The sequence below is a fragment of the Acinetobacter sp. 766875 genome, from assembly GCF_000582055.1.
In the GTDB taxonomy this organism is placed as follows: Bacteria; Pseudomonadota; Gammaproteobacteria; order Pseudomonadales; family Moraxellaceae; genus Acinetobacter; species Acinetobacter nosocomialis.
In genome coordinates this window covers 33,517-44,915 of sequence record NZ_JEXX01000030.1, presented here as the reverse complement: position 1 = coordinate 44,915, position 11,399 = coordinate 33,517, and the positions used below count along the sequence as shown (strand labels likewise).

Annotated in this window: 9 protein-coding genes; 4 read left to right on the top strand and 5 right to left on the bottom strand. The window is 38.0% G+C overall.

What is annotated here, in order from left to right:
- Positions 1 to 281: 281 nt before the first annotated feature.
- On the bottom strand, positions 282 to 1,589 hold the full coding sequence (locus tag J576_RS17975) for a dicarboxylate/amino acid:cation symporter (protein WP_002049955.1): 1,308 nt from the start codon (positions 1,587 to 1,589) through the stop codon (positions 282 to 284).
- 465 nt (positions 1,590 to 2,054) lie between these two features.
- Positions 2,055 to 3,485: a pyridoxal phosphate-dependent aminotransferase gene (locus J576_RS17970; RefSeq protein WP_002049850.1), complete on the bottom strand. Its 1,431-nt coding sequence runs from the start codon at positions 3,483 to 3,485 to the stop codon at positions 2,055 to 2,057.
- A 240-nt stretch (positions 3,486 to 3,725) separates the two neighbouring features.
- Between J576_RS17970 and msrB the strand changes: the two genes are divergently transcribed.
- The 4 genes from msrB to J576_RS17950 all read left to right on the top strand — a co-directional run bounded on the left by msrB (position 3,726) and on the right by J576_RS17950 (position 6,169).
- Positions 3,726 to 4,145 (top strand): peptide-methionine (R)-S-oxide reductase MsrB, encoded by a 420-nt coding sequence (msrB, locus tag J576_RS17965; protein WP_002050224.1) that lies wholly within the window; start codon positions 3,726 to 3,728, stop codon positions 4,143 to 4,145.
- Positions 4,142 to 4,627: a glutathione peroxidase gene (locus J576_RS17960; protein ID WP_002050111.1), complete on the top strand. Its 486-nt coding sequence runs from the start codon at positions 4,142 to 4,144 to the stop codon at positions 4,625 to 4,627. Before msrB ends, J576_RS17960 begins: the two co-directional genes overlap by 4 nt.
- Positions 4,627 to 5,472 (top strand): AraC family transcriptional regulator, encoded by an 846-nt coding sequence (locus J576_RS17955; protein WP_025467801.1) that lies wholly within the window; start codon positions 4,627 to 4,629, stop codon positions 5,470 to 5,472. Before J576_RS17960 ends, J576_RS17955 begins: the two co-directional genes overlap by 1 nt.
- 64 nt (positions 5,473 to 5,536) lie before the next feature.
- Entirely contained in the window at positions 5,537 to 6,169 is a 633-nt protein-coding gene (locus tag J576_RS17950) for a LysE family translocator (protein WP_002049799.1), read from the top strand.
- Positions 6,170 to 6,226: 57 nt separating this feature from the next.
- Here the strand turns inward: J576_RS17950 and dapC are convergent, their stop codons facing one another.
- The 3 genes from dapC to purT are packed head-to-tail and all read right to left on the bottom strand — an operon-like array spanning position 6,227 to position 11,330.
- Complete coding sequence (gene dapC, locus J576_RS17945) at positions 6,227 to 7,396, bottom strand: succinyldiaminopimelate transaminase (protein WP_002050207.1); 1,170 nt, start codon at positions 7,394 to 7,396, stop codon at positions 6,227 to 6,229.
- A gap of 25 nt (positions 7,397 to 7,421) precedes the next feature.
- On the bottom strand, positions 7,422 to 10,085 hold the full coding sequence (gene glnD / locus J576_RS17940) for a [protein-PII] uridylyltransferase (RefSeq protein WP_002050009.1): 2,664 nt from the start codon (positions 10,083 to 10,085) through the stop codon (positions 7,422 to 7,424).
- A gap of 27 nt (positions 10,086 to 10,112) precedes the next feature.
- Positions 10,113 to 11,330: a formate-dependent phosphoribosylglycinamide formyltransferase gene (gene purT / locus J576_RS17935; protein ID WP_081404079.1), complete on the bottom strand. Its 1,218-nt coding sequence runs from the start codon at positions 11,328 to 11,330 to the stop codon at positions 10,113 to 10,115.
- Positions 11,331 to 11,399: the final 69 nt, after the last annotated feature.

Here is an 11,399-nt window from a genome sequence, read left to right as displayed (position 1 = left end):
TTTCAGTTATTTAATATAAATAATAAACAATAAATTGAATTAAAAAGTAAGCATTTGATCTATATTTTTAAAGATATAAATTTTGATTGTTTGGTTTTTATTCTTTTTTTAAGGTTTAAAATTAAGAAATTTAATAGGAACTAAAACCTATTATTGAGTTCATTATTTAATATAAAAATGTCGGTAAATTTTTATTGTTTAATTTTAGAATAAAAAAAAGAGCAATTTTATTGGTCATATAAAATTGCTCTTTAGTTGGGAGAGTGGGAGAAAAGAGAAACTTAAGCGATCGTTTGTTCTTGTGTTGTTTTAATTAATACAGGTTCTGGCGACTCTTCAATATCAGCAACTTTGTCACCTTCAAGTTTTGCCACAACTGCGGTAGCAATACTATTACCAACCACATTTGTAGCGGTGCGGCCCATATCTAAGAATTGGTCAATTCCAAGCAATAACAAAATGCCAGCTTCAGGCAAATGGAACATCGTGAGTGTTGCTGAAATTACAACAATAGAAGCTCTCGAAACACCTGCAATACCTTTACTTGTTACCATAAGAGTTAACAAAATTAAGATTTGCTGGGTAAAGCTCAAATCAATGTGGTAAGCCTGAGCAATAAAGAGTACCGCAAAGGTGGTATACATCATTGAACCATCTAGGTTAAATGAATAACCTAAAGGTAAAACGAAGCTCGTCACTTTTTTAGGCACACCGAACTTATTTAGGGCGTCCATAACTTTAGGATAAGCTGATTCACTAGAAGCTGTAGCAAAAGCAAGGGTTACAGGCTCACGAATTAACTTGCCTAAACGGAAGATATCTTTTTTCAGTACGATTGCACCCACCGAGAATAAAACAACCCAGAGTAATAAAAGCCCAAAGTAGAATTCTGCAATTAAAATTCCGTAGTCAACAATTAATCCTAAACCTTGTACTGTAATTGCAGAAGCAATTGCTGCAAAAACTGCTATAGGTGCAAATTTCATGACGTAATCAGTAATACGGAACATAATTTTACTGAGTTCATCTGTTAGGCGAATAATAACGGAGTCTTTTTCTTTACCCTGATTGACATATGCGAGTGCTGAACCAAAGAAAATAGCAAAAACAAGCACTTGTAAAATATCATTGTTCGCCATGGCTTCTGCAATACTGCGTGGAAAAACATGGCTTAAAAATGACTGTAGTGTAAAGCCAGTAGTCGCTGGGAGAGAAGCGCTACTGAGTTCTTGAGCTGTTGGTAATACTAAATTTAATGCCGCGCCGGGTTGAAAAAAATTGACTAAACCCATACCGATTGCAAGCGATACAAATGACGCAGTAATAAACCAAGTCATTGACTTAAGCGTGATACTACCAATAGAAGTTGATTTACCCATAGATACAATGCCAGACACAATTGTGGCAAATACCAGTGGTGCAATAATCATTTTGATGAGACGTAAAAAGATATCTGTGACGATATTGAAATAAGAAGCGATTTGCTTCAGTTGCTCACCTTCATTAAAGAAGTGGTGACAGATCCAACCTGTCAATACTCCTAATAAAATAGCAACCACAATATACTTGAGCAATTTCTTTTGCTTCATATGAACCTCTATCCTTTGGGTTCAATCATCTTTTAGATGGGCTAGAGATGATTGAAAAGCTTTCCTTGTAAGTTCAGTTCGGTCCATTAACTGATTTCATCTTCCTAAATCTGCATCAGTGTTAACCGAATCGAATATGGTGATGTTGTTATGGAAAGGGATTGTTGCTCGATTTTGAAGCAGTGTGAAATGCAAAAAAATATCAACTCATGCATTTTTTGCATAATAGCGAGAAGAGAAATACAGGAAAAATATAAGAATTTAATCGAATGGTAAAAAATATTATTTTCTTTTTAAGAAGAGACTAAAATGAATTTGTTTTATAAAAAATATATTTGAATCAATATGCTAAGTTGTTTTTTAAGTATGCTTAAAATGAAGTGGGTAAGTTTTTAACTACCTGCATAAATGGTATAAAAATAAAAAAGGCATCTTAATTAGATGCCTTTTTTAATTATGCATTTTTTAACGGCGATTTGCTAAGAAACGACCTAAGCGACCAATTGCTTCGCGTAATTCATTTTCTGCAGGTAAGAAAACAACCCTGAAATGATCTGGTGTTGGCCAGTTAAATCCCGTTCCTTGTACCAAAAGTACTTTTTCGGCGCGAAGTAAATCTAACATTAACTTTTCATCATCTTCGATTGGGTAAATATTAGGATCAAGTCGTGGGAAACAATACATTGCACCTTCTGGTTTTACACAGCTTACCCCAGGAATTTCATTTAACATTTCCCATGCGATATTGCGCTGTTCATATAAACGACCACCCGGGCGGATTAAGTCATTAATGGATTGATAGCCGCCAAGCGCAGTTTGAATTGCATATTGAGCTTGTACGTTTGCGCATAAACGCATAGAAGCTAACATATCTAAGCCTTCAATATAGTCTGCCGCACGACTTCTATCGCCTGTGATTGCCATCCAACCTGAGCGGAAACCAGCAATACGATAAGCTTTTGATAAACCATTGAACGAAATACATAACTGATCGCCAGCTAAAGAGGCAACCGAAACGTGCTCAATTCCGTCATAAACAATTTTGTCGTAAATTTCGTCAGCAAATAAAATCAGGTCATGTTTCTTTGCAAGTGCCACAATTTGCTCAAGCACATGACGTGGATATACCGAACCAGTTGGGTTGTTCGGATTGATAATGACAATACCACGAGTGTTTGAAGTAATTTTACTTTCAATATCGGCAATATCAGGATACCAACTGTTTTCTTCATCACACTTATAATGAATGGCTGTACCGCCTGACAGGTTAACGGCAGCTGTCCAAAGCGGATAGTCCGGCATCGGAATGAGCATTTCATCACCATCATCGAGTAGGCCTTGCATAGCCATGACAATGAGTTCAGATACACCATTACCGATATACACGTCATTAACGTGCATATTTAAGATGCCTTTTTGCTGGTAGTACTGGCAGATTGCTTTACGTGCCGGAAAGATACCTTTTGAATCTACATAGCCAATTGCATTTGGTAGGTTTAAAGCAACATCATTAATAATTTCTTGTGGTGCTTCAAAGCCAAATGGGGCAGGGTTGCCGATATTCAGCTTAATGATTTTATGTCCTTGCTCTTCCATTTCATTGGCGGCTCGTAATACTGGTCCGCGAATGTCATAGCAAACATGCTCAAGCTTCGATGATTTCTTAATTTCCCGAGAAGTTGGCATGGATTGGAGAGTAGCAGTATTTTTAGACATAGCTGGGTTCACTTTTGCATATCGGTATAAATAACTTTTAAATGTTTTAACCGTTACCAAATTTAGATCATGTTGATCTTTTAGTAATTCAACAATTTTTTCATGGGTAAAACCCGATTGCTGATACTCTTTGATAACTGGTAATAGTTGCTGGAAAAGCACACTTTTTTTCTGAGACATGTTTTGTCCTATACAACCGTGCCAAACAAGAATAGCACCATCTTTGCTTCCTTGAAAGAAAATAAAGCATAAATATGCTTACTTTTGTTTTTGTAATTTGCTTACTTTTTGCTTCCTATTGCTTAGATGATTAAATTCCAACAAATTTTACGTTCAGAGACTAGTGTTTTTTTGATGAATGGCGTAAATATAAAATACGATTATCAATTTATGTTTACATCAGAATAAAAGGTGCATGTCATGGGAAAAGTTAATAAAACAGACCGGGAATGGCAAAGAGAGTTATCACCAGAAGAATATCGGATAACACGACAAAAGGGCACTGAACCAGCTTTTACGGGGCAATACTGGAATACTAAGCAGCACGGTACTTATGTTTGTCGTTGTTGTGGCGCGGAATTGTTCTCGTCAGATGCAAAATACGATAGCGGTTGCGGTTGGCCAAGCTTCTTTCGCCCAGTAAATGGAACTGTTATTGATGAACATGAAGATTTAACACATGGTATGGTCAGAACTGAAATTGTTTGTCATGATTGCGAAGCCCATCTTGGGCATGTTTTTGAAGATGGACCACAGCCGACAGGTTTACGCTACTGTGTGAACTCGGCATCATTACAACTTAAAACACAAGAAAAAAATGACGAGGAAACTTATCCATGAGTAACATTTATCAGTTTGAAGCTGAATTGTTAGAAGGTGATATTAAGCAATTTGCTGATTACAAAGGTAAAGTTTTATTAATTGTAAATACTGCCAGTAAATGTGGTTTTACTCCACAGTTTGCGGGCCTCGAAAAACTTTATGAAAAATATAAAGATCAAGGTTTGGAAGTTTTAGGTTTTCCCTGCAATCAGTTTGGTGGGCAAGATCCAGGAAATAATAAAGAAATCGGGGCTTTCTGCCAGCGAAATTATGGGGTGAAATTCCCTATGTTTGCCAAAGTCGATGTGAAAGGGCCTGAAGCTCATGTGATTTTTAGATATTTAACACGTGAAGCAAAAGGAATTTTGGGAAGTAGTAGTATTAAATGGAACTTTACCAAGTTTTTGGTTGGCAAAGATGGTTCAGTTTTAAATCGTTATGCACCTACAACTAAACCAGAGGCATTGGAAGCCGATATTGAAAAAGCATTAGCGGGCTAATCGATTCAATGAACGCTATTCCTCAACCTTTCGAGTTTTGGCAAGATCGGCGAATGCCATATGTTGAAACTCGAAGGTCGTGTTTTAGCCGAACATGTTATAAGTCTCATAGCCATCCAACATTTTCAATTGGTGCTGTAGACGAAGGGAATAGTATTTTTAAAAGTTCTTTTAGCACTGCGCAAGAGATCTCCGCGGGTACTTTAGTTATTGTGCCCGCCCATATTGAGCATTCTTGTAATCCTAAGCCAAATATGGCTTGGAGTTACCAAATGCTGCATTTAGATCTGACTTGGTTAAGCCAGTTATATTCAGAGTTTCAACAGCAAGGTTTTGATTTGCATCTGCCACAGCATAAGCCGATCATTATAAAAGATGAAACTTTATACAAAGCTTTTACTGAAATGAATAAGACACTTTTTGATACGCAAAAGCTAATTCTTGAAAAGGAACAGGCGCTTTTTGATTGTCTTATAGATTTATTATTGCCTCATTTTATTTTAGAAGAAATACAAAAACCGCAGTACTTATATAGAGATTTTCTAGATTTAGTTAATGTAATTACCTCTTCTGAGGATTTTATTTCTTTAGAGGTACTTGCCCAGCAGATTGGTCTGAGCCGTTATGCGATCATACGGTTATTTAAAGCAAATGTCGGTCTAACACCACATGCTTTTCAAATAAATTTAAAAATTAACCAAGCTCGAGAACTCCTTAAACAGGGAATTTCACTCGCAGAGCTAGCCGTCAACTTAGGTTTTAGCGATCAAAGCCATTTTCATAAAGCTTTCAAAGCACATACAGGGGTAACCCCTCGGCAGTTCCAGCTTGCAGCCGCGCAATAATTTACAAGAAATTGTTTAGCTCTATTTTTAAGATTTTCCAGACCGTTTTATAGATGACGCTGTTATGGAAGTTTTTTTAATTATTGCATTTACTCATTTTTTGGCACTGTTATCACCGGGTCCAGATTTCTTTTTAATTCTCACTAGTCTTTTGCAAAAAGGGCGCCGTTATACCTATGGTGTTGTTTTGGGCATTACTTTCGGAAATGCTTTAATTTTAGCTGCATGTTTGTTTGGTTTTATGCTGCTTGGAGATTTGAGCAGTAGCATTCTTACATTATTGAAATGGCTTGGTGCAGCTTATTTAGTTTATTTGAGTGTTCTTTGCTTTAAGGCAGCCAGATCTAGTGTTTTATCTTTTTCAACTGAAGACAATAATTTAAGTGGTCAAGCCAACCTTAAGAAAAACAAAATTAAAAGTTTAATGTTAGGTGTGCAGTCTAGTCTTCTAAATCCTAAAAACATTATGTTTTATAGTAGTTTGATGCTGCTTATACAATATAAGTTTAGCTTAATTCAAAAACTGCTCATGAGTGTATGGATGGTTGGAGTTGTTCTTGGTTGGAATATTCTGCTGATTGGATTACTTGCTCAGGGGCGGGTTTTAGACAAAATTAAACGCTCTGCGACAGGTTTATACTATTGTTCTAGTATTGCTTTTATTATTTTTGCTGTGCTTTTGATTACCTATAAATAGTGTTATAGCCCAGTTGTACAACCTGAGTAAAAGGCTGTACAACTGCTAAGAAGAGACTTAAAGAACTGCTTTTAAACGCTTAACTACTTCTTCACATTGTGCTAAATCTGCTACTAAAGCCATACGTACATGGTTGGCTCCAGGGTTACCTTGTTCGGTATCACGAGATAGATAACGACCCGGTAGAACTTTAATGTGTGCTTTTTCCATGAGCATCTTGGCAAAAATTTCATCATTATCAACTTTTAGCCAATAGTAAAAACCAGCATCAGGTTTTTGTAATGGCAGTAAATGGCCTAATTCAGATTGGAATAAGTCAAATTTTGCACGATATTGTTTACGGTTTTCTTCAACATGATCTTCATCATTCCATGCTGCAATTGATGCAAGTTGATGTTGAACAGGCATTGCTGCACCGTGATAGGTACGGTATTGCAAATATGGTTTTAATAAATCAGCATCACCAGCTACAAAACCTGAGCGCATACCCGGTAAGTTTGAACGTTTTGAAAGTGAATGGAAGACGATACAGTTTTTGTAGTCATCACGTCCAAGTTCAGCACAAACTTCTAATAAACCTGTAGGGGCTTGGTCAAACCAAAGTTCTGAATAGCATTCATCAGAAGCAATAACAAAATTATATTGATCAGATAGGGCAATCAGCTTTTTAAATTGCTCTTTAGAAAGTACAGTACCTGTTGGGTTACCCGGTGTACATACAAAAAGAAGCGCTGTCTTTTCCCAAACTTCTGCTGGTACCGCGTCAAAGTCACCTAAATAGCCATTTTCTTCTGTGCAATTAATAAAGTATGGCTTTGCACCTGCGAGTAAAGCAGCACCTTCATAAATTTGATAAAACGGATTTGGCATCACCACATAGGGTGCATCTTCACGGTTAATCAAAGCTTGAACAAAAGAGAAAATCCCTTCACGTGTACCAGATACTGGCAAAATGTGGTTTTCAGCATTAATGCTGTTAAGTTTAAAGCGCTTAGTTAACCAATCTGCAATGCTTTGGCGAAGCTCAGGTAAGCCTTTGCTGTTTGGATAAGTGGATAGATGATTAAAGTTATCAATAATAGCCTGTTTAACAAACTCTGGTGCTGGATGCTTAGGTTCACCAATTGATAGTGGAATCAAGGGAAGGTTAGCAGGAGTAGTATCCTTAAAAAGTTGGTTTAACTTTTCAAATGGATACGGATGTAATAACGACAAGCTAGAGTTCATTAAACAGTTACCAAGTAGTTGAGTTTCAGTGCTGACAAATTTGATTAGATGCTTCATCTAATGCAGCTTTCAGTTTTTCCGAGAAGAGTTTGACCTCTTCGTTATTCAGCGGTTTTCCATCTTTTTTGGTGACAAAGAAAATATCTTCGGCACGTTCACCTAAAGTTGCGATTCGGGCTGAATGGATATCTAAACCTTGCATCATAAATAAACCACCTACACGTGCAAGTAGGCCAGGATGGTCAAGTGTTGAAATTTCGACCATGTTTTGCTGTAGAGCTTCATTCAATGTAACGTCGACTGTATTTTCGATATCGAAGTGACGTAATTGACGTGGAATACGGCGTTGCATTAGCCCCGGGTATTGATCTGGTTGGCTAAGTGCCTTCACTAATGCATTTTTAACGGTTTCTTCGCGTTCTGGGTCGGTAAGTAATGTACCGAAACGATCGAGTACAACATAAGTGTCTAAGCTAAATGCTGTACTTGCCGTGATAATTTTTGCATCTTGAACGTCTAGGTTCATTCGGTCTAAAACAGCAACGGTTGTGGCAAAGAGATTAGGTTGATCGCGTGTATAAATAAAGATTTGCACAGCATCCTGAGCTGCTTTACGGTGAGCACGCAAGAGGACTAATGGCTCCGGATTATCGCCATGTTTTAAAATTGCTTGTGTGTGCCATGCAATTTCGTCTGCCGACTCTTTAATGAAGTATTCATCACCAAGTTCTTGCCATACTTTTTCGACATCAGCCAATGCAAAGTTATTTACAAGTAATTCACTTGCTGCAAATTTGGTGTCTTCAATCAGCATTTGATAGTCAACAGGACGACCTAAACCAGTACGGATTACATCACGGGCATGGGTATAAAGCTGACGCATAAGTGATGCGCGCCATGTATTCCAAAGTTTTGGATTTGTCGCATTAATATCGGCAACCGTCAAAGTATAGAGATAATCGAGATGCTCCATATCGCCAAGTTTTTCTGCAAAATCTTTCACGACATCCGGATCAGAAATATCTTTTTTCTGAGCTGTGAGTGACATGAGTAAATGGTTTTGAATCAGCCATGCAATTAATTTGCATTCACGCTCTGTAAAGCCATGTGCACGTCCAAACTCGATTGCATCTTCTGCACCAAGTTCACTATGGTCACCACCACGGCCTTTTGCAATGTCATGGAATAATGCAGCAATAAAGACAATATCTTGACGGGCAAGACGTTGGAAAACTGAGCTTACCACAGGGAACTCTTTGGCAAATTCAGGTTCTCTAAAACGATTTAAATTACGTAGTAGTAATAAGGTGTGAGCATCGACCGTATAGATATGGAATAGGTCATATTGCATAAGACCCATAATTTCCCCAAAAGCAGGAATATAGTTTCCTAAAACACCATAACGTTTCATCGCAACTAAGGTATCGTATAGACGATACGGTGAGCGAATAATCGACATAAACAGTGCTTGGTTTTCTGGGTTATTACGGTAACTTTGGTTAATTCTTTTTGCTGCAAGAATAAGTAAGCGCAAAGTTCGAGCACGAATACCTTCGATATCTGGTCGATTCGCTAAAATATAGAACAACTCTAAAATCGCACTTGGATGTTCTGCAAATATTTTATGATGCTGTACGGCAAGTTTATTATCGACAATTTTAAAATGATCGTTAACAACTTCAATTTTGCGTTCATAGTTGGGGAGTCGAGGGGTAATTACCGATTCGCTAAAATATGCCAGCAACATTTCATTCAGTGTTGAAACCTGTTGTGCCGTACGATAGTAACGTTTCATGAACTGCTCAACGCCGTAATTGACAGGTTGGCCTTCTTGACGCACATATCCAAATTTAGCGGCAATTTCCCTCTGGTGATCGAAAAGCAAACGGTTTTCATCACGTTTGGCTAAACGGTGTAAGTGGTGACGGATTTCCCAAAGAAAACTTTCTGCTTCTTCTAAAACACCCAATTCAAATTCTGAAATAAAGCCTAAATGTACTAAGTCATAAATACGGTTTACACGGAAGTGGCGTTTAGCAATCCAACCAATCTGGTTAATATCACGAATACCACCTGGTGCATTTTTAATGTCAGGTTCTAAATTACTTTCAGTATTGTTGTGTTGGTGGTAACGCTTGGCTTGTTCTGCCATTTTTGCGTCATAAAAGGTTTTATCTGTCCATGTTTGTGAAACAATGCGGCGAGGCCATCTTGCAAGTTGAGTATTACCTGTTATTAAACGTGCTTCAATTAAAGTGGTTGCAACGGTTAAATCGGTAGCGGCTTGTTCAACACAGCTTTGAATGGTACGAACGCTAATGCCGGGTTTAAAGTTTCCCACATCCCATAAAGAAGAAATAAAAGTAGAGATGCGTTTTTCATTTTCTTCGTTAATTTCATGTTCTGATAGGATCATGATATCGACGTCGGAATAGGGCAGCATTTCGCGGCGCCCATAACCACCTACAGCAAAAAGACCCAATTCAGTCTGATCAAGTTCAGCATGTTTCCATAAAAAGATAAGTGCTTCATCAACTAAATCTGAACGAGCTTTAATAATTTCACGAATAGATTGCCCATTTTCATATGAATCTTGCAACTGTTTTTCTACATCCGTTCGCCACTGATTAATGGCTTTAATATCATGATGACTTGAGACATAGTTCAACAATGGCGATGTATTGATCATGAAAATGGGTCTACCAATAAGTAAAAATTAAGAATTTGTTTGAACGCTTACTTGATCAGCGGTTTCTTTCGCTAAAGTACGGGCAAGATCAGTATTTTCAGCACGAGCCGTTGCCACACCCATACGGCGACGTTTGAAACCTTCAGGTTTGCCAAATAAACGTAAGTCAGTATCTGGGTGAGCTAAGGCTACATTCAGATTGCTATAACTTAAATTATTAGCATCAACTCCAGCATAAATTACGGCACTTGCGGCAACACTGTGACGTGCTGTGTTTACAGGTAAACCTAAAATGGCACGGGCATGTAATTCAAATTCACTTTGATACTGAGACGCTAAAGTTACAAGTCCTGTGTCGTGTGGACGAGGGGAAACTTCACTGAACCAAACTTTATCACCCTTGATAAACAGTTCTACACCAAAAATACCACAGCCACCAAGTGCTGTTGTCACTTTATTTGCAATACGTTTTGCTTCTTCAAGTGCAGCAGGTGTCATTGGTTGTGGTTGCCAGCTTTCTACATAGTCGCCTGCATCTTGGCGGTGACCAATTGGGTCACAGTAGTGAGTTTCAATTTCACCGGTTTCAGGGTTTTTAGCACGAACAGTAAGTAAGGTAATTTCAAAATCAAAATCAATTTGAGATTCAATAATGACAGTGCCTTGGTTAACACGACCACCTTGCATTGCATATTCCCAAGCCGCGTCGACTTCATCGAAACTTTTTACGCGAGACTGACCTTTACCTGAAGATGACATGACTGGTTTTACAAAGTTCGGATAACCAATATCATCACAAGCTGCGCGGAAACTTTCTAAAGAGTCAGCAAAACGATAAGCAGAAGTAGGTAAACCAAGCTCTTCAGCAGCAAGTCGGCGAATACCTTCACGGTTCATGGTGAGGTTTACAGCTTTAGCAGAAGGAATGACAGTTGCTGTTTGGTTAGCTTCAATCTCAAGCAAAACTTCTGTCGCAATCGCTTCAATTTCTGGAACAATTAAATTCGGTTTAACTTTTTCAATGAGCTGTTTTAATTGAGTAGGGTCAGCCATGTTTAACACATAAGAAAAATGTGCAACTTGCATAGCTAGTGCGTGATCATAACGGTCGGCTGCATGTACTTCGACACCAAGGCGTTGTAGGGAAATTACAACTTCTTTGCCAAGCTCTCCTGAACCTAACAATAAAACTTTAAATGCAGAAGATTGAAGTGGGGTACCGAGTGTCACGCTCATGCGAATCATCCTGACAAAATTATTTTTTTAAGCATAGCAGAACTTATGGTGGAGTTAAGCCTTATAACGCATAAAAAG

Coding starts and splice junctions, on each gene's coding strand:
- J576_RS17975 (WP_002049955.1), bottom strand. CDS start 1,589: ATGAAGCAAAAGAAATTGCTCAAGTATATTGTGGTTGCTATTTTATTA.
- J576_RS17970 (WP_002049850.1), bottom strand. CDS start 3,485: ATGTCTCAGAAAAAAAGTGTGCTTTTCCAGCAACTATTACCAGTTATC.
- msrB (WP_002050224.1), top strand. CDS start 3,726: ATGGGAAAAGTTAATAAAACAGACCGGGAATGGCAAAGAGAGTTATCA.
- J576_RS17960 (WP_002050111.1), top strand. CDS start 4,142: ATGAGTAACATTTATCAGTTTGAAGCTGAATTGTTAGAAGGTGATATT.
- J576_RS17950 (WP_002049799.1), top strand. CDS start 5,537: ATGGAAGTTTTTTTAATTATTGCATTTACTCATTTTTTGGCACTGTTA.
- dapC (WP_002050207.1), bottom strand. CDS start 7,396: ATGAACTCTAGCTTGTCGTTATTACATCCGTATCCATTTGAAAAGTTA.
- glnD (WP_002050009.1), bottom strand. CDS start 10,085: ATGATCAATACATCGCCATTGTTGAACTATGTCTCAAGTCATCATGAT.
- purT (WP_081404079.1), bottom strand. CDS start 11,330: ATGATTCGCATGAGCGTGACACTCGGTACCCCACTTCAATCTTCTGCA.